Annotated in this window: 15 protein-coding genes and 1 pseudogene; 3 read left to right on the forward strand and 13 right to left on the reverse strand. The window is 74.8% G+C overall.

Features of this window, described 5'->3' with window-relative positions:
- Positions 1-2: 2 nt before the first annotated feature.
- The 7 genes and pseudogenes from OH807_RS16910 to OH807_RS16940 form a co-directional block, all read right to left on the reverse strand.
- Positions 3-512: pseudogene (locus OH807_RS16910) on the reverse strand (DoxX family protein); the annotation flags it as partial.
- 274 nt (positions 513-786) lie between these two features.
- Entirely contained in the window at positions 787-2,382 is a 1,596-nt protein-coding gene (gene guaA / locus OH807_RS16915) for a glutamine-hydrolyzing GMP synthase (protein ID WP_406199422.1), read from the reverse strand.
- 1,108 nt (positions 2,383-3,490) lie between these two features.
- Positions 3,491-5,257, reverse strand: a complete 1,767-nt coding sequence (locus OH807_RS16920) for a hypothetical protein (protein WP_406199424.1) — start codon at positions 5,255-5,257, stop codon at positions 3,491-3,493.
- Between the two features lie 118 nt (positions 5,258-5,375).
- Positions 5,376-7,220: an FAD-dependent oxidoreductase gene (locus OH807_RS16925; protein ID WP_406199426.1), complete on the reverse strand. Its 1,845-nt coding sequence runs from the start codon at positions 7,218-7,220 to the stop codon at positions 5,376-5,378.
- 48 nt (positions 7,221-7,268) lie between these two features.
- Positions 7,269-8,912 (reverse strand): succinic semialdehyde dehydrogenase, encoded by a 1,644-nt coding sequence (locus OH807_RS16930; RefSeq protein WP_406199428.1) that lies wholly within the window; start codon positions 8,910-8,912, stop codon positions 7,269-7,271.
- Between the two features lie 99 nt (positions 8,913-9,011).
- A complete protein-coding gene (locus OH807_RS16935; protein WP_406199431.1) occupies positions 9,012-10,787 on the reverse strand; it encodes a protein kinase domain-containing protein in 1,776 nt (591 codons plus the stop codon).
- A 172-nt stretch (positions 10,788-10,959) separates the two neighbouring features.
- Positions 10,960-12,066: a protein kinase domain-containing protein gene (locus OH807_RS16940; RefSeq protein WP_406199434.1), complete on the reverse strand. Its 1,107-nt coding sequence runs from the start codon at positions 12,064-12,066 to the stop codon at positions 10,960-10,962.
- 123 nt (positions 12,067-12,189) lie between these two features.
- Here OH807_RS16940 and OH807_RS16945 point away from each other — a divergent pair, with 123 nt between their 5' ends.
- Positions 12,190-12,735 carry an SHOCT domain-containing protein gene (locus tag OH807_RS16945; protein ID WP_406199437.1) on the forward strand — a complete coding sequence of 182 codons (546 nt, stop codon included), beginning with the start codon at positions 12,190-12,192 and terminating at the stop codon, positions 12,733-12,735.
- A gap of 57 nt (positions 12,736-12,792) precedes the next feature.
- Here the strand turns inward: OH807_RS16945 and OH807_RS16950 are convergent, their stop codons facing one another.
- Positions 12,793-14,805 carry a serine/threonine-protein kinase gene (locus OH807_RS16950; protein ID WP_406199440.1) on the reverse strand — a complete coding sequence of 671 codons (2,013 nt, stop codon included), beginning with the start codon at positions 14,803-14,805 and terminating at the stop codon, positions 12,793-12,795.
- Positions 14,806-15,058: 253 nt separating this feature from the next.
- On the opposite strand from OH807_RS16950, the gene OH807_RS16955 reads away from it, so the two are divergent.
- Positions 15,059-15,634 carry a hypothetical protein gene (locus OH807_RS16955; protein ID WP_406199443.1) on the forward strand — a complete coding sequence of 192 codons (576 nt, stop codon included), beginning with the start codon at positions 15,059-15,061 and terminating at the stop codon, positions 15,632-15,634.
- 119 nt (positions 15,635-15,753) lie between these two features.
- Here OH807_RS16955 and OH807_RS16960 read toward each other — a convergent pair whose 3' ends face one another.
- From OH807_RS16960 to OH807_RS16975, 4 genes are all read right to left on the reverse strand, one after another.
- Entirely contained in the window at positions 15,754-16,881 is a 1,128-nt protein-coding gene (locus OH807_RS16960) for a GuaB3 family IMP dehydrogenase-related protein (RefSeq protein ID WP_406199446.1), read from the reverse strand.
- 192 nt (positions 16,882-17,073) lie between these two features.
- The gene (gene guaB / locus OH807_RS16965) at positions 17,074-18,576 is read right to left on the reverse strand and encodes an IMP dehydrogenase (RefSeq protein WP_406199449.1); all 1,503 of its coding nucleotides are present in this window, start codon (positions 18,574-18,576) and stop codon (positions 17,074-17,076) included.
- Between the two features lie 264 nt (positions 18,577-18,840).
- Positions 18,841-19,560 (reverse strand): sigma-70 family RNA polymerase sigma factor, encoded by a 720-nt coding sequence (locus OH807_RS16970; protein ID WP_406211030.1) that lies wholly within the window; start codon positions 19,558-19,560, stop codon positions 18,841-18,843.
- 362 nt (positions 19,561-19,922) lie between these two features.
- A complete protein-coding gene (locus OH807_RS16975; protein ID WP_014136228.1) occupies positions 19,923-20,534 on the reverse strand; it encodes a response regulator transcription factor in 612 nt (203 codons plus the stop codon).
- 558 nt (positions 20,535-21,092) lie between these two features.
- Here OH807_RS16975 and OH807_RS16980 point away from each other — a divergent pair.
- The gene (locus OH807_RS16980) at positions 21,093-21,419 is read left to right on the forward strand and encodes a WhiB family transcriptional regulator (RefSeq protein WP_406199452.1); all 327 of its coding nucleotides are present in this window, start codon (positions 21,093-21,095) and stop codon (positions 21,417-21,419) included.
- A 77-nt stretch (positions 21,420-21,496) separates the two neighbouring features.
- Here OH807_RS16980 and OH807_RS16985 read toward each other — a convergent pair whose 3' ends face one another.
- Complete coding sequence (locus tag OH807_RS16985; RefSeq protein WP_406199455.1) at positions 21,497-22,510, reverse strand: LysR family transcriptional regulator; 1,014 nt, start codon at positions 22,508-22,510, stop codon at positions 21,497-21,499.
- Positions 22,511-22,701: the final 191 nt, after the last annotated feature.

The raw sequence follows: 22,701 nt of genomic DNA on the forward strand, positions 1-22,701 counted from the left end.
GTGCGGTCCCGGGCGGCCCGCCGGGCCAGGTAGCCGTCCAGCGAGAGGTACGGGGTGCCGGCCAGCAGCAGCGGGGTCCAGGCCATCAGGTAGGCCAGGTCGTTGCCGAGGTAGTACGGCGAGACGTTCCAGCTGACCGTCAGCCAGAGGCTCAGGTTGATCAGCGCGCCGCCGAGGGCCGCGACCCGGCCCCAGAGGCCGAACAGGGTGCCCAGGCCGACCGCCAGCTCACCGAAGGCGATGGCGAGCGCGAACAGGGTCGGCGCGTCGAGGGCGGCGCCGAGCAGGAAGGAGATCGGGCTGGAGCCCTTGGCGGCCTGGGTCTGCGACACGAACGAGGCAGGGTCCCCGGCGCCGGCCAGGTAGTGCGCGTCGGCGAGCTTGTCGAGCGCCGCGTAGACGAAGGTGACGCCGAGGAAGATCCGCAGCGGCAGCAGCGCGTAGCGCGAGGCCACCGCCCGCCACCGGGCCGCCCGGCCTGCCGCGCCGTCCGCGCCCGTACCGGTCGCCACCGGGCCGCCGCCGGGCAGCGGGCCGCCGGCCTCCACGGGGTCGCTCGCCTCCACGGGACTGCTGACCTCCGTCATCCCTCACACCTTCCCTCGCGGCCTGCCACCGCCTGACAGGTCCGGTCCGCATTCTGCACGGTTGTGAGCGCTTTCGGTGGGAGACCCCACCCGGTGGGCGCCCGGTGCACCGCGAACGGCCGCGCCGTCGTTTCCCTTGTGTACGGAAACGACGGCGCGGCCGTTCACTACCGGTCGGCTCGCCGCCGGCCGGGAGCGGTCACTCCCACTCGATGGTGCCCGGCGGCTTGCTGGTGCAGTCCAGGACGACGCGGTTGACGTCGCGGACCTCGTTGGTGATCCGGGTGGAGATCTTCGCCAGCACCTCGTACGGCAGGCGCGACCAGTCGGCCGTCATGGCGTCCTCGGAGGACACCGGACGCAGCACGATCGGGTGACCGTAGGTGCGGCCGTCGCCCTGGACGCCGACACTGCGGACGTCCGCGAGCAGCACGACCGGGCACTGCCAGATCTCCCGGTCGAGACCGGCCGCGGTCAGCTCCTCGCGGGCGATGGCGTCGGCCTCGCGCAGCAGGTCCAGGCGCTCCCGGGTGACCTCGCCGACGATCCGGATGCCCAGGCCCGGGCCCGGGAAGGGCTGGCGCTGGACGATCTCCTCCGGCAGGCCGAGCTCCTGGCCGACCATCCGGACCTCGTCCTTGAACAGCTTGCGCAGCGGCTCCACCAGCTGGAACTGGAGGTCCTCCGGCAGGCCGCCGACGTTGTGGTGCGACTTGATGTTGGCGGTACCGGTGCCGCCGCCGGACTCCACGACGTCCGGGTACAGGGTGCCCTGGACGAGGAAGTCCACCGACTCGCCGTGCTCGCCGGCCTCGGCCACGATCTCGGCCTGCGCCTGCTCGAAGACCCGGATGAACTCCCGGCCGATGATCTTGCGCTTCTCCTCGGGGTCACTGACCCCCTTGAGCGCCTCCAGGAAGCGCTCCTGCGCGTCGACGACCTTCAGCTGGACGCCGGTGGCCGCGACGAAGTCCTTCTCGACCTGCTCGGTCTCGCCCTTGCGCATCAGACCGTGGTCGACGTAGACGCAGGTCAGCTTCTCGCCGATGGCCTTGTTGACCAGGGCGGCCGCGACCGCGGAGTCCACGCCGCCGGAGAGGCCGCAGATGGCGCGCTTGTCGCCGACCTGGGCGCGGATCAGCGCGACCTGCTCGTCCACCACGTTGCCGGTGGTCCAGGTCGGCGCCAGGCCGGCACCGCGGTAGAGGAAGTGCTCCAGGATCTGCTGGCCGTGGTCGGAGTGCAGCACCTCGGGGTGGTACTGGACGCCGTAGAGCCGGGCCTCGTCGTTCTCGAAGGCCGCGACCGGCACCACGTCGGTGGACGCGGTGACGGTGAAGCCCTCGGGGGCCGCCGAGCAGGCGTCGCCGTGCGACATCCAGACCGAGTGCTGCGCCGGGACGCCCTCGAACAGGGTGGAGCCGCTCCGCGAGACGGTCAGCGGGGTGCGGCCGTACTCGCGCGAGCCGGTGTTGTCGACGGTGCCGCCGAGCGTCTTGGCCATCAGCTGGAAGCCGTAGCACATGCCGAAGACCGGCACGCCGGCCTCGAAGATCGCGCGGTCGAGCTGCGGCGCGCCCTCTTCGTAGACCGACGAGGGGCCGCCGGAGAGGACGATCGCCTTGGGGTTCTTGGCGAGCATCTCGGCGACCGGCATGCTGCTCGGCACGATCTCGCTGTAGACCCTGGCCTCACGCACCCGACGGGCGATGAGCTGGGCGTACTGGGCACCGAAGTCGACGACCAGGACGGTGTCGGTCTCGGGTGCGGACTGGTCGGGAATAGCAGAGGACACAGACGGCCTTCCGGCAGCGGTACGAAAGGTGTCGCGCGCAGCGCTCCTCCGGAGGGCGACGGCGGGCGACGGGCGGGGGTCTGGGGTCGAGTCTACCGGGCGGGCCGGTTTCACTCGTCTGCCCGTCCAGGAGACCGTGACCGTGCGGGCCGCCGGTTCGTTGCTTCTGACGACCGTACGACCGCGCCGCACCCACCAGGTGCGCCGCCTCCGCCCCGGCCAGGGGCGCCGCCGTACGGGCTTGCAGGACCACGCGTGGAGCTCATCCCAGTCCACCGGCGCGCGTGGCGCCGCCGCGGTCCCGGCTCCGCCGGGAGCGGTGCGCCGTGGGACCGTGCGCGGGTGCAGCGGCCGGCCAGCAGGGGACAGCGACCCCGGCCGCGACTGGACCAAGGAGGTGGGGCGGCCGGCCCCGGGGACGCCCGGGACCGGCCGCCGCACCCCGGCGCGACCCAGGCGCACACCCTTCACCGTCCCGCGCCGCTACGCGCGTCTCCGTGCGCTCCGGCCGACTTCACTACGCACCGTGATCATCGAACCCGCCCGCCCGGACGGCCCGGAAGGCCGTCGGGCGGCTCCGGAGACACCGCAGCGGACCGGCCGGGCCGAAAATGGACTGTGCCGAATCATGCCGAATCGGTTGCAGAGCAAGCCCTCCGTCCAGCACGATGCTGCTTGGAAGAGGTTCTCCCGCTGGCCGAAGGCCACCGGTGGAGGTTCGTCCCGGTGCCGCCGAGACCCCGATGGCAACGATTATCACCTCACGCTCCGTGAGCGAAGGCTCGACGCAGACAGACGTGCCGGCCCACCGCCCCAGGAGTGTGTGTGCGCCCCGCGCGCCCGGCCCACCCCGCCGGCGCCGCGACGACGCGGCCCCAGAAACCAACCGACAGGACGGCGCTCCTCCCCCGGCGCCGTCACCCCAGCACCGGCGCAGCCCTGACGCCGCGTGCTGAGCGACAAAGGGCCCCGTTCCCCCGCGGGGCCCTTTGCCCTGTCCGGGGGCCTTTTCGCGAGCCGGGGGCCATGTCGCGCGCCCGCCCCGGCCGCCCCCGGCCCGCACATCCGGTCAGGGGCGCGGGCCGGTTCGGCGCGCGCCCCCGGGCGGCTACGGCTCCTTGCGCCAGACGCTCGGATCGGCGGCCGCGCCGTCGCCGGCCTGCGACGGCGTGGCCCCGGCCGACGGCGCCTCCTCGCCCGAGCCCACCACGTCGCTCACCAGCGGGCCGGCGCCCTGCGCGGGCACCGACGCCGCGGCCGCGTCCCCCGGCGCCGGCGCGCCGGCCCCGAAGGCGGCCGAACCGTCCGGCCCGGGCTCCGGCGGCACCGCCACGGACGGTCCGCCGGACCGGACCCGGAGGACCGCCGCCAGCAGCGGCGGCACCGCCAGCGCGCCGATCGCCGCCCAGACCGCGTTGGCCACCAGCTGGGTGCCGAACACCAGGCCGACCGAGAACGTCCGGTCGACCTGCACCGACGAGCTCCACCCGCCGCCCTGGGAGCCCGAGGTACCCGTCACCAGGAGGCCCGCCACCGCCATCAGCAGGGTGAGGCCGACCGCGGAGACGACGGCCAGCCGGATCCGGTCGGCCGCGTCCAGCCCGCGCCGGTGGGCCGTCCAGCCGAGGTAGGCCGCCGCCACCACCGCGAGCAGCAGCGCCCAGCGCCAGTCCGCCGTCTCGCCGTGCAGGTCGAACAGCGAGAACTCGTCACCGGACCGCGCACCCCGGCCGAAGGCCGCGGAGTCCGGCCCGTCGCCGTAGCCCTCGCCGTAACCGGCACCGTAGGACGTCCGGGCGGTCGCCCCCGAGCCCAGACCGAGCAGCATCAGGCCGAGGTTCGGCAGGAAGGCCACCGCGACGCCGGTCGACAGGCCGTCGTCCTCCGTGGCGATCAGCAGGAGGGCGACCAGCGCGGCGAGCCCCACCGAGACCGCCGCCGCCCGGCCCGCGGCCAGCCCGGCCACCGCCCAGCCGCGCACCGTGCGGTTGCGCCAGGCCGCCCAGCGCAGCGCGTCCGTCCCGTACACGGCGAAGGCGAGCAGCCCGCCGAGCAGGGCGCTCCAGCCGACGGCCTCCAGCCAGCCGGAGTCGGAGCTGTACTCGACGCCGCGCGCGTAGCTGGCCCAGTCCGCCCCCCGGCCGTCCGCCGCCGGGCTCCAGTCGGCCCCGCCGAGCAGCCCGGTCACCAGGGTCACGGCCGCCAGCACCACGGCGGTGCGGGCGGCCTCGCCGGCCGCCTGCGCCCTGGTCGTCTGCGCGCCCGTCCGGGCCTGCCGGAGCCGGCTGCCGGAGCGCAGGCCGAGCCAGAGCGCGAGCAGCCACAGCACGGTGACCGTCATCGGCACCGCCCGCACCTGGAAGTCCGTGCCGCCCGGACCGAACAGCCGGCCGGTGAGGCCCAGCCGGAACGGCGCGCCGAGGGCGGCCAGAGCCATCGCCACGGCGCTGCCGAAGCGGTCGCCGAACCCGGGCGAGTCCGCGAAGGGGAGGTCGTAGCCGTCGGGGACGGCCGCGATCAACGCCGCGAGCAGCAGTACCGCGGTCGGTGCGACGGCCACCCTGAGCGCCGGCCGCCAGTCCTGGCCGGTCAGCCGGCGGAGCGCGGCGGGCTGCCCGGCGGCCGGATCGTACGGTCGGCCGGCGCCCCAACTCCCCACCGCGGGCAGCGCGGTGGGCGTCGCCATCGGAGGGGCGACGGGCGGCGCCGGGACCGCCGGCGGCGGGTGGGCCGGCCCGGCCTGCGGCGCCGCGGGCGGCACCGGCGGGACGGACGGCGCTCCGGACGGCGGTGGCGGCACCGGCGGCCGCCCGCAGGAGGCGCAGCCGAGCGCCCCGTCCGCCGAAGCCGCGCCGCAGACTGCGCAGATGGCCATGGACCGTGATCCCCCCGTGAGAACAAGCCCCTGGTCCCCCAGGGAGCCCGTTTATCCCACCGGGCCCGGACGGCTGTCAACCGGCCACGGCGCAGCGCCCGTTGGCCCCGGCAGCGGATCAGGAGGCCTGCGAACCACGCTTCTTCGGCACCTCGGGGACGGCCAGCAGCGGCAGCCGCAGCGCACCGAAGGCCTCCGCGGGCACCGCCGGCCGGACCGGCGCGACCGCCCCGACCCGGCGGTACGGCTCGCCCGGGGCCGGGCGCCCGTCCTGCTCGCCCTTGTTGGGCCACATCGACAGGGCCCGCTCGGCCTGCGCGGTGATCGTCAGCGAGGGGTTCACCCCGAGGTTGGCGGAGACGGCCGAGCCGTCCACCACGCTGATCCCGGGGTGGCCGTAGAGGCGGTGGTACGGGTCGACCACACCGGTCTCGGCGGAGTCGCCGATCGGGCAGCCACCGAGGAAGTGCGCGGTCATCGGGATGTCGAAGATCTCGCCGACGGTGCTGCCCGCGAAGCCGTTGATCTCGTCGGCCAGCACCCGGGCACCCTCCTCGGCCGCCGGGATCCAGGTCGGGTTGGGCGCGCCGTGGCCCTGGCTGGAGGTGAGCTGGCCCTTGCCGAAGCCCTTCTGCTTCAGCGAGACGGTGATCGAGTTGTCCAGCGACTGCATCACCAGGCCGATGATCGTCTTCTCGGACCACCGGCGCTGGTTCATCGAACGCGCGAAGGTCACCGGGTGCCGCACCGACGTCCCCAGGTAGCGCAGCCAGCGCGGACCCTTGCCGCCGCCCTTCACCTGCGCGATCGACAGCGCCCCCATCGCGTTGGAGCCCTTGCCGTAGCGGACCGGCTCGATGTGGGTGTTCGCGTCCGGGTGGATCGACGAGGTGATCGCGACGCCCTTGGTGAAGTCCGCCCGCGCCCCGTACCGCCGGTCGGTGGTCTGCGCGCCGACCAGCGCCTCCGAGTTGGTCCGGGTCAGCTCGCCGAGCCGGCCGGAGATCCGCGGCAGGTGGCCGCCGTCGCGCATCCGGTGCAGCAGCGCCTGCGTGCCGTACGTGCCGGCCGCGACCACCACCCGGGCCGCGGTGAGGGTCCGCGCGCCCGCCTTCACCGGGTCGGAGGTGGAGCGGGCGTCCGTCCGCCGGACATCCACCTTGTAGCCCGGCGCCCCGTCGGCCGCGGTGAACTCCCGGATCCGGGCCACCGTGGTGAGCGGGTGGATCTCGGCGCCGAGGCCCTCGGCCAGGTGGAGGTAGTTCTCGGTGAGCATGTTCTTGGCGCCGTGCCGGCAGCCGGTCATGCACTCGCCGCACTCCACGCAGGCCCGCCGCGCGGGGCCGGCCCCGCCGAAGTACGGGTCCGCGATCTCGTCGCCGGGAGCCGCCTTGGCGCAGCCTCCGCCGCTCTGCGCCTCCGCGGCGCCCACCGCGTCCTTGCCGTCGCCGAAGAAGACCCCGACCGGCGCCATGTGGAAGGTGTCGCCGACGCCCATCTTCTCGGCGGCCGCCCTGAGGTGGACGTCCGACGGCGTGACGGTCGGGTTGAGCCGGACGCCGAGCATCCGCTGCGCCTGGTCGTAGAACGGCGCCAGCTCCGCCTGCCAGTCGGTGATGTGCGCCCACTGGCGGTCCTCGAAGAACGGCTTCGGCGGCACGTAGAGGGTGTTGGCGTAGTTCAGCGAACCGCCGCCGACCCCCGCGCCCGCCAGGATCAGCACGTTGGCCAGCAGGTGGATCCGCTGGATGCCGTACAGGCCGAGCTTGGGCGCCCACAGGTAGTTGGCGAGGTCCCAGGAGTTCCTGGGCAGTTCGTCGCGCCCGAAGCGCCGGCCGGCCTCCAGCACGGCAACCCGGTAGCCCTTCTCGGCCAGCCGCAGCGCGGACACCGAACCACCGAAGCCCGAGCCGATCACGACCACGTCGTAGTCGAACTCCGTGCCCTCGCGGGACCCCACCATGTGCCACTGCTCCTTCGCAGAACGAAACGAACCGAAGACCGGACCGGCCTACTTGAACCGCAGTGCCTTCAGCACCCGCAGGCCCCCGGTGAAGACCGCGGCGAACTGCTTGTCGTCCAGCCCGAAGGAGGGCGCGAGCGGCATCACCCGCTGGGTCGCGATGGTCTGCGCCTCGGTGAACCGCAGGATCCCCTCGGCGCCGTGCCGCCGGCCCAGCCCGGACTCGCCCATGCCGCCCATCGGCGAGGCCACCGAGCCGTACGCCGCCCCGTAGGCCTCGTTGACGTTGACCGTGCCGGTGCGCAGCCGGGCCGCCACCGCCCGGCCGCGCCGCAGGTCCTTCGTCCAGACGCTGGAGTTGAGGCCGTACGGGGTCGAGTTGGCGGCCGCCACCGCCGCGTCTTCGGTGTCGAAGCGGTAGACCGAGACCACCGGGCCGAAGGTCTCCTCGCCGCAGACCGCCATGTCCGGGGTGACGCCGTCCAGGATGGTCGGCTCGTGGAAGAACGGGCCGAGGTCCGGCCGGGCCCGGCCGCCGGCCACCACGGTGGCGCCGGCCTTGACCGCCTCCTCCACGTGCCGGGTGGTCGCGTCCAGCTGCCGGACGGAGACCAGCGAGCCCATGTCCGCGCCGTAGGCGAGGCCGCCGCCGAGCCGCAGCGCGCGGGTGCGCTCGGCGAACTTCGCGAGGAACTCGTCGGCCACCGCGCGGTGCACCAGCAGCCGCTCGATCGAGATGCAGAGCTGGCCGGCCGAGGAGAAGCACGCCCGCACCGCACCCTCGGCGGCCCGGTCGAGGTCGGCGTCGGCGAGCACCAGCATGGCGTTCTTGCCGCCGAGTTCGAGCGAGGCGCCGACCAGGCGGGCGGCGGCCCGCTGGGCCACCTCGCGGCCGGTCCGGGTCGAGCCGGTGAACGAGACGTAGTCGGCGTGCTCGACGACGGCCGGGCCGATCACCGGGCCGTCACCGACCACGACCTGCCACAGGTCGGCCGGGAGCCCCGCCTCGACCAGCAGTTCGCGGGCCCAGAGCGCGGTCAGCGCGGTCTGCGTGTCCGGCTTGTTGACCACGGCGTTGCCGGCCACGAAAGCGGGCAGCGCGTCACCGATGGAGAGCTCCAGCGGGTAGTTCCACGGCGAGATGTGCCCGATCACGCCCTTGGGGCGGCGGGCCTCGACCGCCTGGGTGAGCACCGGCAGCGCACCCCCGCGCCGCTTGTCGCGCAGGTAGCCGTGCGCGGCGCGCCCGTAGTGCCGGGCGGCCATGGCGACGGCGAGCACCTCCTCGAAGGCGTGCAGCCGGGCCTTCCCGGTCTCGGCCTGGATCAGGTCGAGCACCTCGTCCTGCCGCTTGAGCAGCAGGTCGTGGAAGCGCAGCAGGACGGCGGCCCGCCGGCGCACCGGCAGTGCGGCCCAGGCCGGCTGGGCGCGGCGGGCCAGCTCGTAGGCGACCTCGACGTCGGCCGGGGTGGACTGCGGCAGACTGGCCAGCCGCTCGCCGGTCAGCGGGGCGACGGTCTCCACCAGGCTGGGTTCGCCGGTCGCGGTGATCCCGCCGGCCAGCCGGGCCACCAGCGACGACGGGACGGCCGCGGCGACGGTGCGGCCGCCGCCGGGCGCGGCGGGATTGCGGCCCGCGGCGCCTGCACCGGGCTGCGCGGAGGCCGTGGCATCTGCTGTGAGGTCCGTCATACGGCGCAGCCTAGGCGCTCGGCGGCCGGTTCGGTACCCGTCGGTAACAACAAACTGCCGGGCCGGGGCCCGGCGGGCGTGCGCTCAGCGGGCCGGGGCTCAGCGGGTCGGGGTGAAGTGGCTGAGCACCGCGTTGAACCGCTGCTCCCCCTCCGGCCAGTCCTTGTCCGTCTCCGGACAGGACAGGTAGATGGCGTAGCCCGTCCCGTCGTCGTCGATGAACTCCGCCTCGATCGCGCGCCGCCGGCCCCCCTCCTTGGCCGCGTAGCTGAACTCCCAGACCGCCGCGTCGTGGCCGTTCACCAGGACGCTGGTCAGCTTGTGCTGGCGGTACTCCTTCAGCTTGGAGACGGTGGTCTCCATCTGCCGCAGGTGCTCCAGCGGCTTCACCGACTGGCCGACGGTGACGGCGAACTGGAGGTAGTGCGTCTTGTTGTCCGGGCTGTAGAAGATCTGGTTGGCGGTGTCGGTGCTGCGCTGCCAGGCCGGGGTGGCCACCGGCAGCGGGAAGCGGAAGCCCGCCGGGTCGTCCACCCAGCGGTAACCGGTGGGCGCGGTACTGGGGGCGCCGGACGCGGTGGGCTGCGGCCCGGCGGTGGCGGTCGGGGCGGGGTCGGCGACCGGGGTGCCGGAGTGCCGGGTGACGAGGAAGGTCGCCCCCGCGGCCAGCACGGCGACGGTCAGCCCGACCGCGGCGATCCGCAGCACGTTGCGGCGCCTGGCCGGCCCGCGAGCGGGCGCGACGGGGTGCACCACCGGCGCGACCGGACCAGTGGGCGCCGTCCGGACGTCGTCCGGCGCGGCGGCCGGGGCGTCCGCGGCATCCGGTGCGTCCGGGGCGACGGCCGGGGTGGCCGCCCGCTGCGGCACGGTCGGCCCGGTCGGCGGCTCGGAACCCTCCGGGCCGACGGCACCGCCCGCACCGTCCTCGCCCTGGCTCCGGCCGGCGCCGGTCCGCTCCCCGTTCCGGTCCACCACCGGCACGGCCTGGGTCGGCATCTTCACCGGCGCGACCGGCTTGAAGCCCATCGTGTGCCCGGCCTGGACCTCGGCGAGCATCCGGGCCGCCTCGTCCGCGACCGGCCGGTCGGCCGGGTCCTTGGCCATCAGCGCGGCCAGCACCGGCCCCAGCGCCCCGGCCCGGCGCGGCTCGGGCAGCGGATCGCCGACCACGGCCGCCAGTGTGGTCAGCGGCGAGGTCCGCCGGAACGGCGACTCGCCCTCCACCGCCGCGTACAGCGTCGCCCCGAGACCCCAGAGGTCGGAGGCCGGGCCCGGCCGCTCGCCCTGGGCGCGCTCGGGCGCCAGGTAGTCCGGGGAGCCGACCAGGTCGCCCGGCCGGGTCAGCTCGGTCGAGCCCTCGTAGGTCGCGATCCCGAAGTCCAGCAGCACCACCCGCCCGGTGCCGCGCTCCAGCAGGACGTTGGCCGGCTTCACGTCCCGGTGCAGGACGCCCAGCTGGTGGCCGCGGTGCAGGGCGGCCAGCACCTGGCTGCCGACCTCGGCGGCGGCACGCGGCTGCAGGGTGCCGTCCTGGCTGATCACGTCGGCCAGCGAACGGCCGTCGACCAGCTCCATCACGATCCACGGCCGGCCGTCCTGCTCCAGCACGTCGTGCACGGTGATCACGCCGGGGTGCTTGATCCGGGCGGCCGCACTGGCCTCCCGCTTCATCCGGGCGTGCAGGATCTGCAGGTCCTCCTCGGGGAGGTGGCTGACGGTCAGCTCCTTGACCGCCACCTCGCGGTTCAGCATCCGGTCCCAGGCCCGCCAGACCGTGCCCATACCGCCCCGGCCCAGCCGGTCGCCCAGCTCATAGCGTCCGGCCAGCAGCCGCTCCGCCTCGGCCGCCTCCGGCCTGTCCTGCACGCCCATCGGCGACCGCTCCCCCTCATCCACCTGCCGTCAGCACGACGGAGGGCCCGGTGCAGACCACTTTTCGAACAGATGCCAGGCACACATTAGGCGCACCGCCCGCACCCGGGTAATCTCCCCCGCCCACCGGACAGGCGGCGGGGGACCGGCAGGCACCGTCAGCCTGCGAACATCAGCCCGAGAACAGCACCACGGCCACCACTGCGAGCACCAGCAGCACGAACACCCCGCCCACCAGCAACGGCCCCAGCAGGGCCGGCGGTATCCGCGGCGGGCGGTCCGGCCCCGGTGCGGAATCCGTCGGTGAAGCCTCGTCGACCGGCGCCGCGGCCCTCCCCCCGCGGCCGCGCCGACGCGGGGTCAGCGGGACCAACGGCCCCTCCGGCCGCAGCGCGAGGGCCCGCGCCGCCCGCTCCTCGTCGGCCGGCTCCGGCGCGCCCGCCAGCAGGTCCGCAAGCTCCCGCTGGACCGCCGCCGCGGTCGGCCGCAGCGCCGGGTCCGGCTGCAACAGCCGCTCCACCAGCGGGGCCAGCGGCCCGCACACCGTGGACGGCTCCCGCCGGCCGTCCCGCACCGCGGTCACCAGCTCGGGCACCCCGCGGTCCGGGAACGGCGAGCGGCCGGTCACCAGCCGCTGCAGCAGCACGCCCAGCGCCCAGCAGTCGCCCGCCGGGCCGCCGTCCAGCGGCCAGCGCTCCGCCACCGGGCCGACCAGGGTGGCCCGTACGTCGTACCGGCGGCGCCCGCCGGGCCCGCCCAGCTCCTCGGCCAGCGCCTCCTCGGCCACCCCGGCGAGCAGCCCGCCCAGCATCGCCGCGCCGTCCTCGCAGACCAGCACCGAATCGGCGGTCAGGTTGCCGTGCGCGATCCCGGCCTCGTGCAGCGCCCGCAGCGCGCCGGCCAGATCGGCCGCCAACTCGGCGGCCCGGTAAGGCGGCACCGGCCCGGCGACGGCCAGGTCGGCCAGCAGGACCCCGGCCGGCCGTTCCTCCGCGGTCCAGAACAGATCGCCCTCGACGAACGCCCCGACCCCCTGCAGCAGCCTCTGGTGCGCGGGCGCCGCCGAGCCGGCGGCGGCCACCCGGCGGACCATCCGCTCGCCCTGCTCGGGCACCGGATCGTCGGGGTCGTGACCACTCGCCAGCAGGGCCGGTAGCTCCAGGCCGCGCAGCCCGACGCCGGCACCCGTCCGCTCGTCGACGGCGGCGGCGCGCAGCACCTCCGGATGGTCCGTCAGCCGGTAACGCCCCGCCAGTACCTGACCCGGACCCGCTCGCATGGGTGTTCCTCTCGCTCGCGCCCCAGCCTAGGCCCTGCGGGCGGAGTCCCGGCCGCCCGCCGACGGCCCGGCGGCGGGACTTTGCCGGCCGGCCCCGGCGGCCGCGGCACTACGCTCGGCCCCATGGACTGGACCGATCTCATCGACACGGCCTTCGACATGGCCGGCAACAGCAACGGTGACACCCGGGCCGCGGCCCTGCGCACGGTCGAGGCGAACGTCGCACCCGGCGAGCGGCCGGTCGCCTCCACGGCCGGTCGCCACCCCGACCACTTCCGCAAGGGAGTGCTGGTCCTCACCACCCACCGGCTGCTCTTCCTCAAGGACGGGAAACCGCCCCTCCCGGTTCCGCTGACCGCGGTCACCGACGCCACCGTGACCAGGACCAGGCTGAACGGGGAGGTGCTGCTGGTGGTCGCGCTCACCGGCTCGCACCGGTTCGAGGACGTGGTCAAGGCCGAGGTGTTCGCCGAGCAGCTCCGCGCCGCCGCCCGGCTGGCCCGCGAGGCCGAGCGGAAGGCCCCGGCGGCCGTACCGGGCGCACCGGCCCCCGCGCCCTCCTCGGGCGCCGAGCTGCTGGACCAGCTGGAGCGGCTCGCCACCCTGCACGCCGCCGGCGCGCTCACCGACGAGGAGTTCGGCCGCGCCAAGCAGCGCCTGATCGGCTGAGCCGCGCCGCCGCCCGGGCCCGCCGGGGCCCTGAGGCCCCACGGGCCCCACGGGCCCCTAGGGCGCGGGCTGGAAGGTGTCGAAGGCGACCTGGCGGGCCTGGATGTCCGCCGGGGCGCCCCAGTCGGCGTCCGGGGTGGTCCAGTAGATCGCGTAGCCGTACTTGGCGGGCGTGCCGGTGACGAAACCCCGGTTCAGCGAGTGCATCCGCGGGGTGCCGTTGGTCCACTCCCAGTCGGCGGCGTTGGTCCACTCGCGGTAGGCGACGGCCTGCAGCTGCACCCGCTGGTAGCCGGAGACCTGACCGCGCAGCGCGGGCTCGGACTCCTGCCAGTCGGCGACGGCGCTCGCGCCCGGCGTGGTGGTCCACTCGATCCGCAGGGTGCTGCCGTTGCCCTTGAAGGTGCGGCGGGTCGGGTCCGAGCCGGCCGGCTGGAGCCAGTCCGGCAGTGCGATCGAGAAGCCGGACGGGTCCTTGTACTCGTGGAACCCGGCGGGCAGGGCCGGGCCGGGCACCGTGGCCGGGGCCGGGGTGGTGGCCGGCGCAGTGGCCGGGGCCGGGGGCACGGCGGGGGCTGCACCGGTGCCCGCGGGCGTCGCCGCGGGGGTGCTCCCCGCCGCCGGGCCCGCCGGAGTACCCGTAGCAGGACCGGCCGCGGTGCCCGCCGCAGTGGCTGCCGGTGCCGGCGGCGCGGTGCCGGCCGACCCGTCCGCGGAGGTGGCGGTGACCGCCACGGAGGAGGTGGCGCCCGCGCCGCCGGTCTGCCGGTCGTCGGCGCCGCCGAGGGCCTGCACCAGCGCGACCACCCCGGCGATCAGCGCCAGGACCACCACCACGGTGGCCACGGCCAGCCGCCGCCGACCCGTCCGCGGGTTCGCGCCGGCCGCCTGGGTCGCGCCGAGGGTCCACTCGCTGGTCACCGGCCGGATCGACTCGCTCGCGGGCGTGGCGGGCGTACCGGCCCCGTCCGCGGCCGCCGGCACCGCGCCGGCAGAGCCCGCCGCGTCCTCGCCGGCCGCAGCCCGGCTGCCGACCCGGACGGTGCCGAGCAGCCCGCCGATCGTCCGCTTCGCGGCCGGCTTCGCGGGAGCGTCCGCGGCCTCGTCCGCCGTCCTCGCCCCGTCCGTGCTCCCGGCCGCGGTGGCCGCCCCGGTCGCGGTCGCGGCCGCGGGGGCCGCTCCGGCCGCCGCCGGCTTCACCGGCATCGCGTGCTCGGTGGTCGACTCCGCCCGCGCGGTGGACTCCGCCACCACCCGCTTCAGCATCGACCGGGTCTGCGAGGCGTCCAGCCGCTCGGCCGGGTCCTTCGCCAGCAGCCCCTCGATCACCGGCCGCAGCGGGCCGGCGTTCAGCGGCGGGCCGAGCTCCTCGGTCATCACCGCCGTCAGGGTGGCCAGTGCCGATCCCCGGTCGTACGGCGGCCGGCACTCGACCATCGCGTACAGCGTGCCGCCCAGCGACCAGAGGTCGGCCGGCGGGCCGGGCTTCTGCCCGCGGGCCCGCTCCGGGGAGATGTACGAGGGCGCGCCGACCAGCATCCCGGTCGAGGTCACCGAGGGGTCGCCCTCGACGCTGGCTATGCCGAAGTCGGTGAGCACCACCCGGCCGTCCTCGCCGATCAGCACGTTGGACGGCTTCACGTCGCGGTGCAGGATGCCGTGCGCGTGCGCGGCGGTGAGCACGCCCAGCACGTCGAGCGCGATCTCGGCGGCCCGGCCGGGGGCCAGCGGGCCGTCCTCCTTGATCACGTCGGCCAGCGACCGGGACTCGACCAGCTCCATGACGATCCAGGGCCGGTCGTCCTCCTCGACCACGTCGTAGACGGTGACGGCCGAGCTGTGCCGGATCCGCGCCGTCGCCTTGGCCTCGCGCAGCGTCCGGACGATCAGCCGGTGCTTCTCATCCTCGTCGACGCTGCCGTTCATCCGCAGTTCCTTGACCGCGACGATCCGGCCCAACATCTCGTCCTCGGCGCGCCAGACGGTGCCCATGCCGCCGCGACCGAGCACCGCCTCCAGCCGGTAGCGTCCGGCCAGGAGGCGGCCGGTGGAACCCTGCGCCTGGGTCATTCGGAACGTTCCCCCATGTGGTGCTGGCCGGTCGAGGTGACGGCGGGTCGGCCCGACGCCGGGCCAGAACTCCAAGCCTCCATCATCCCCTGTCCCGGGGGCCCGCGACCACCCGGCCCCCGGCCACCCGGCGACCGGACCCGGCCGGACCCGGCGCTCCGTGCCCGATCTGTGATCGAAAACTCTGTCCGGCCGGCCCGGCACGCTGCTAACGTTCGGCCGCTCACAGTCTTTCCGGGGGGATCCGACGCCCATGACCGCATCCGAGCCGGGCACTGACGGCCAGTCCGGACAGCCGCGAACGGCGCAGCACTTCTCGTTGGCGGCCGCAGCGGACGTGCCGGAGGGCTACGTCGCCCCCGGCATGCCCGGTGCGCCGGTGGCCGGATTCCTTCCGGAGCCCGCCGAGGAGCCGGTCCGCCGGCACCGCCGCCGGCGCCGGACCGGCCTGGCCGTGGCGACCGCCGTCGTCGCGATGCTGGCCGGCGCGCTCGCGTACGGCGCCGCCGTGGCACGGGTCGGCGGCACCATCGGCTGGCTGGCCATCGCGCTGGCCGCCGCCGTCGCCTGGCCGCTCGGCCGGCTCGGCGGCCGTGGCCTGCTGCTGCCCCCGCTGGGCGCGCTGCTGGCGGCCGGCGCGCTCTTCCTCGGCCAGTTGCTCGGCCAGACGCTGCGTCTGCACCACCAGGCCGGTACCGCGTACGCCGAGCTGGTCGGCGACGCCCTGCCGCTCTGGCGCGCCGACCGGCGCCTGCTGGACTACGTCTTCTACGGCATCGCGCTGATCGGTGGCTTCCTGCTCACCCGCCGCACGGCCGCACCGCAGTAGGGCGCGTCCGGCCCTTCCCCCAGCGAGCAGCGCCGGACGGGCCCGGGCGGCGGAACGGGCCGAGCCCCCGCCGGGACCGGCGGGGGCTCGGGAGCGCGAGCAGCACTGGGCGCGGCGGCTCAGCGGTGGTGCAGCGCCGGGTTGACGGTCACCTCGACGCGCTGGAACTCCTTGAGCTCCGTGTAGCCGGTGGTGGCCATCGCGCGGCGCAGCGCGCCGAACAGGTTCATGGTGCCGTCGGGGGTGTGCGACGGGCCGGTGAGGATCTCCTCGGTGGTGCCGACGGTGCCGAGGTCCACCCGCTTGCCGCGCGGCAGCTCCTCGTGGACGGCCTCCATGCCCCAGTGGAAGCCCTTGCCGGGCGCGTCGGTGGCGCGGGCCAGTGCGGCACCGATCATCACCGCGTCGGCGCCGCAGGCGACGGCCTTCGGGATGTCGCCGCTGTAGCCGACACCGCCGTCCGCGATCACGTGCACGTAGCGGCCGCCGGACTCGTCCATGTAGTCGCGGCGGGCGGCGGCCACGTCGGCGACGGCGGTGGCCATCGGCACCTGGATGCCGAGGACGTTGCGGGTGGTGTGGGCGGCGCCGCCGCCGAAGCCGACCAGCACGCCGGCCGCACCGGTGCGCATCAGGTGCAGCGCGGCGGTGTAGGTCGCGCAGCCGCCGACGATCACCGGGACGTCCAGCTCGTAGATGAACTGCTTGAGGTTGAGCGGCTCGGCGCCGCTGGAGACGTGCTCGGCCGACACGGTGGTGCCGCGGATCACGAAGACGTCGACGCCGGCGTCCACGACGGCCTTGGAGAACTCGGCGGTGCGCTGCGGGGAGAGGGCGGCGGCGGTGACCACACCGGAGTCGCGCACCTCCTGGATCCGCTGCTTGATCAGCTCGGCCCGGATCGGCGCGGAGTAGAGCTCCTGCAGCCGGCGGGTGGCGGCGGCCTCGTCGGTGAGCGAGGCGATCTCGTCCAGCAGCGGCTGCGGGTCCTCGTAGCGGGTCCAGAGGCCTTCCAGGTTGAGCACGCCGAGACCGCCGAGCCGGCCGATCGCGATGGCCTGCTGGGGGGAGACCACGCTGTCCATCGGAGCGGCCAGGAACGGCAGGTCGAAGCGGTAGGCGTCGATCTGCCAGGCGATCGAGACCTCCTTCGGGTCACGCGTACGACGGCTGGGGACGACGGCGATGTCGTCGAATGCGTATGCCCGGCGGCCGCGCTTGCCTCGCCCGATCTCGATCTCAGTCACTTCGAGCCCTTCTGGTTTGTTGCTCGTACCCGCCGGGTCACCCCGGCCGCCCCCAGTATCCCGCACCGCTCCGGGCCCGCGCCCCGACGGCCCGGCCTGCGGACGGCCCCGCCGGGGCCCGTGGCCGGGCCCGGGAACGGACCGAGGGGCCCGCCACCTCGCGGTGGCGGGCCCCTCGGGGTGGTACGGCCGTCAGCGGCTGGTGTAGTTCGGCGCCTCGACGGTCATCTGGATGTCGTGCGGGTGGCTCTCCTTGAGGCCCGCCGAGGTGATCCGGACGAACCGGCCCTTGCTCTCCATCTCGGCCACGGTGGCGGCCCCGACGTAGCCCATGGTCTGCCGCAGGCCGCCGACCAGCTGGTACAGCACGGCGGAGAGCGGGCCGCGGTAGGGCACCTGGCCCTCGATGCCCTCGGCGATCAGCTTCTCGTCCGAGGTGACCTCGCCCTGGAAGTACCGGTCCTTGGAGAAGGACTTCGCCTGCCCGCGGGTCTGCATCGCACCCAGCGAACCCATGCCGCGGTAGGACTTGAACTGCTTGCCGTTGATGAACAGCAGCTCGCCGGGCGACTCCTCGCAGCCGGCCAGCAGCGAGCCCAGCATCACGGTGTCGGCACCGGCGGCGAGCGCCTTGCCGATGTCGCCGGAGTACTGCAGGCCGCCGTCGCCGATGACCGGCACGCCGGCCGCCTGACAGGCGAGCGCGGCCTCGTAGATCGCGGTGACCTGCGGGACGCCGATGCCGGCGACGACCCGGGTGGTGCAGATGGAGCCGGGGCCGACGCCGACCTTGACGCCGTCCACGCCGGCGTCGATCAGCGCCTGGGCACCGTCGCGGGTGGCGACGTTGCCGCCGACCACGTCGACGCCGACGGCCGCCTTGATCTTGGCGATCCAGGCCAGCGCGTTGTGGCTGTGACCGTGCGAGGTGTCCACGACGAGGAAGTCGACGCCCGCCTCGACCAGGGCCTGGGCCCGGTCGAACGCCTCGGCGCTGGCGCCCACGGCGGCACCGACCAGCAGCCGGCCCTCGGCGTCCTTGGCGGCGTTCGGGTACTTCTCGGCCTTGACGAAGTCCTTGACGGTGATCAGGCCCTTGATCCGGCCCTCGTCGTCGACCAGCGGGAGCTTCTCGATCTTGTGGCGGCGGAGCAGGCCGATCGCGTCCTCGCCGGAGATGCCGACCTTGCCGGTGATCAGCGGCATCGGGGTCATGATCTCGCGGACCTGGCGGCTGCGGTCCGACTCGAAGGCCATGTCGCGGTTGGTGACGATGCCGAGCAGCTTGCCCGCCTCGTCCGCGATCGGCACACCGCTGATCCGGAACTTGGCACAGAGCGCGTCGGCCTCGGCGAGCGTGGTCTCCGGGCCGACCGTGATCGGGTCGGTGACCATGCCGGACTCGGAACGCTTCACCAGGTCGACCTGGTTCGCCTGGTCCTCGACGGACAGGTTGCGGTGCAGCACGCCGACGCCGCCCTGGCGGGCCATCGCGATGGCCATCCGCGCCTCGGTGACCTTGTCCATCGCCGCGGAGAGCAGCGGGATGTTCACCCGGACGTTCCGGGAGACCCGGGAGGAGGTGTCGACCTCGTTCGGCAGCACCTCGGAGGCCCCGGGCAGCAGCAGCACGTCGTCGTACGTGAGCCCGAGCATCGCGAACTTCTCGGGTACGCCTGCGGCGTTGTAGGACATTTGGGGGTACCTTCCGTGGCCGGCCTATTCCGCTCGCGCCCTGAGGATGGGGGCGCTGTCGTCGCTCACTCGCTCAGGCCGCCGAAAGCTCGGTGCCATTGGAGGAACCTCCAGGGAAACTCCGCTCGCACCCACGAAACTTTGGCAACCCGCCCAGGCGCCGATACCCCATCGTACTGGCACCGCGAATGCGTCCTCGTGTGCCCTTGACAACACCCGGCCGTCACGGCTCATTCCGGCCGGACGGCCGGACCGCGGACGACCCTAGGAGGACTCCTCCGCGAGCGCCCGCAGGCGGCTGAGCGCACGGTGCTGGGCGACCCGCACGGCGCCGGGCGACATCCCCAGCACCTCGCCGGTCTCCTCCGCCGACAGCCCCGCGGCCACCCGCAGCAGCACCAGCTCGCGCTGACGGGCCGGCAGGTTGGAGAGCAGTTCCTTGGCCCAGGCCGCGTCGCTGCTGAGCAGCGCCCGCTCCTCCGGGCCGAGTGCCTCGTCCGGCACCTCGGGCAGGTCGTCCGGGGGGATCACCGTCGACCCGGGGCCCCGCATCGCGGCGCGCTGCAGGTCGGCGATCTTGTGGGCGGCGATGCCGTAGACGAAGGCCTCGAACGGCCGGCCCTGGTCCCGGTAGCGCGGCAGTGCGCAGAGCACCGCCACGCAGACCTCCTGGGCCACGTCGTCCACGTGGTGCCGGGCGCCGCCGGGCAGCCGGACGAGCCGGCCGCGGCAGTAGCGCAGTGCCAGCGGGTGGACGTAGGCGAGCAGTGCGTCGATCGCGGGGCCCTCGCCGCGCACGGCCGCCGCGACCAGCTCGCCGACCAGCGGGGATCCGCCGGTGCCGAGCACCGGGGCCCGGCCGGGGCCGCTCCCGCGTCCGGGGGCCGCTTCCGCACCGACGTCGTGGCCGTCGTGCTCGGGCCCGCCGTCGCCGGATTCCGCGTACGACGGATCGTGACCCGGGCCGGAGGGCTCGGCCTCCACCGGGTCGGCCTCGCCGGGAGTACCGGCAACGTCGTCACGCATCGGTCCATGGTGCCTGGTCGAGCGGGAAAACGCGGCACCGCGTCCGGAGTTGTGCACCGGAACGTTATGCGGTGCGGCGCCACCGCGCACCACCGGCCCCTCCTGCACCGTGCCGCCTCCCGCCCCGTCGCTGTCGGTCGTGGTCCCGTCCGTCGCGCCGTCCGCCGAGTGTCCTGCGGCTGCGTGGTTCGCCGCAGCGCCTGTCCGCTGGTCCCCGAGGTGCTCCACCACTCCATGGTGCAACCTCGGGACCGCAACGTCACATGCCCCTGCGGGAGGAATCCCAGGCGGCCCGCCGTGGCCGGCGGAACCGCCGGTGGTCAGCGGACCAGGCCCCACCGGAAACCGAGGGCCACGGCGTGCGCGCGGTCCGAGGCGCCGAGCTTCTTGAACAGCCGCCGGGCGTGGGTCTTGACGGTGTCCTCGGAGAGGAACAGCTCGCGGCCGATCTCGGCGTTGCTGCGGCCGTGGCTCATGCCCTCCAGGACCTGGATCTCACGCGCCGTCAGTGTCGGCGCGGCGCCCATGTCGGGGCTGCGGAGCCGGCGCGGGGCGAGCCGCCAGGTCGGGTCGGCGAGGGCCTGGGTGACGGTGGCCCGCAGCTCGGCGCGCGAGGCGTCCTTGTGCAGGTAGCCGCGGGCCCCGGCCGCCACCGCGAGGGCGACGCCGTCGAGGTCCTCGGCGACGGTGAGCATGATGATGCGCGCGCCCGGGTCGGCGGACAGCAGCCGCCGGACGGTCTCGACCCCGCCGAGGCCGGGCATCCGGACGTCCATCAGGACGAGATCGGAGCGGTCGGCCACCCAGCGGCGGAGGACCTCCTCCCCGTTCGTCGCGGTGGTGACCCGGTCGACACCGGGTACGGTCGCGACCGCGCGGCGAAGCGCCTCGCGGGCGAGCGGGGAATCGTCGCAAACGAGAACGGAAGTCATGACTGTCGTCCTCCGCAGCTGATCCGCGTCACGTTGAGCCTCCTGGCTGGTACGAATCTCTCCGACACGGCCGATTGGCGACGGACCCGGGGTGCCGATCGCCTGAACTTCCCCGCGATCGTTCCCGACGTCCGGCGCCCGCTAACCGCCTCCGCACTTCCAACGACCGTCACTCGAATGAGTTACGGCCTTCAGGGCCATCTCCACCACTGTACGTGGCCGACCCGTTACCGATCGGCCGCATCGCGGTGCACACGCCGCACTTTTGTGCAGCTCGCGCGCGGTGGGCGTGCGACCCGCACACCGGTACGGACCGCCGCGCGCCCGTCGGCCACCCGATTGCCACGCCTGCGCCCGCCGAACTCCTTGCCCACTTTGCCCGTTTTTATAGCTTTTGTATGGTCATTGACTGTTGTGCCACTCTGTGGGTGACTTGTCCATGGAGTTGCCTTAAGTCATATTTCCAGGTGTCCACACCAGCGCATCGAAGCCTCGCCGTGCCCGCCCAGTCCACTGGCGGCCGGCCCGCGGCCGACGAGCCTCTGAAGGGAATGAGCCATGGCAGATTTCTCCCGCCTCCCGGGCCCCAACGCCGATCTCTGGGACTGGCAGCTCTCCGCGGCGTGCCGCGGCGTGGACAGCTCGCTCTTCTTCCACCCCGAGGGCGAGCGGGGAGCCGCGCGCAGTTCGCGCGAGGCCAGCGCCAAGGAGGTCTGCATGCGCTGCCCGGTGCGGACGGAGTGCGCGGCGCACGCGCTGGCGGTCCGCGAGCCGTACGGCGTCTGGGGAGGCCTGACCGAGGACGAGCGCGAGGAGATGATGGGCCGCTCGCGCAACCGCCTGGTCGAAGTGCCGCTGGTCGCGCCGACGGGGCTGCAGCGCTAGACGCTCGCCCGCGCCGCGCCGTGGAGAAACGTTTCTTCGCGGCGCTTCAAGCCGCCCGGTGCCGCGCCGCGCCGGGATCAGCGCCCGGCGGCCGCCCCCGCCAGCCGCTCCAGCATCAGCGCCACAGCCGGCACCTCGGCGAGGTCCGGCAGGGTCAGGGCGACCACCTGCCGCACCGCCGGCGCACCCGCCGCCGTCCGCACCGGGACCGCCGACACGCCGTCGGGGCGCACCGACCGCAGCGCCAGGCCCGGCAGCACCGCCACTCCGAGCCCGGCCGCCACCAGGCCGACCACCGCCGGGTAGTCGTCGGTCGCGAAGTCGATCCGCGGCTCGAACCCGGCCCCCGCGCAGAGCTCCACCAGGTGCCCCCGGCACTGCGGGCAGCCGGCGATCCACTGCTCCCCCGCCAGCTCGGCCAGCTCCACCGGGCCGCCCGCGCCGGAGCGCCCGGCCAGCGGGTGCGCGGCCGGCAGCAGGCCGATCAGCGGGTCGTCCAGCAGCGGGGTGACCACCAGGTCGGACCAGTCGGCACCGGCGCTGAGCTGCTGGGCCTCCAGATTGGCCTCGGCCCGCGCCTCGCGCGGCGTGCCGTGCGCCGGCGCGGCGACCGGCACCGGGGCGCCGCCCGGGGCCTGCGGGTAGCGGAAGGCCAGCGCCACCTCGCACTCGCCGCCGCGCAGCATCGCCAGCGACTCCGGCGGTTCCGCCTCGACCAGCGACACGCGGACCCCCGGATGGCTGTCCCGCAGCCGGGCGACGGCCGGCGGCACCAGAGTGGAACTCGCGGTCGGGAAGGAGACCAGTCGCACCCGCCCGGCCCGCAGCCCGGCGATCGCCGCCACCTCCTCCTCGGCGGCGGAGAGGCCGGCCAGGATCCCGGTGGCATGCTTGAGCAGCACCCGCCCGGCCTCGCTCAGCTGCATGCCGCGCCCCGAGCGGACCACCAGCGGGGTGTCCACGGACTTCTCCAGGGCCTTCATCTGCTGGCTGATGGCGGGCTGCGTACAGCCCAGCTCGCGCGCCGCGGCGGAGAAGGAGCCGGTGCGGGCGACGGCACGCAGGACGCGCAGATGGCGGGCCTCGATCATGCCTCAGTTATAAGCCAAACTTTGCCATATGCAAAATTACGCTGATAGTTTAACGCTCAAGCGGCGGTCGCCGGCAGGCGGTCGGTCGCACCGGCCCCGCAGCGGGCCCTGCGGCCCGCCCCGCACCGGCCCCGCCGTCCCGCTCTGCCGTCCCGCCCTACCGTCGCGCCCTGCCGTCGCGCCCCGCTGTC

This window comes from Kitasatospora sp. NBC_01560, assembly GCF_045208415.1.
Lineage (GTDB): Bacteria > Actinomycetota > Actinomycetes > Streptomycetales > Streptomycetaceae > Kitasatospora.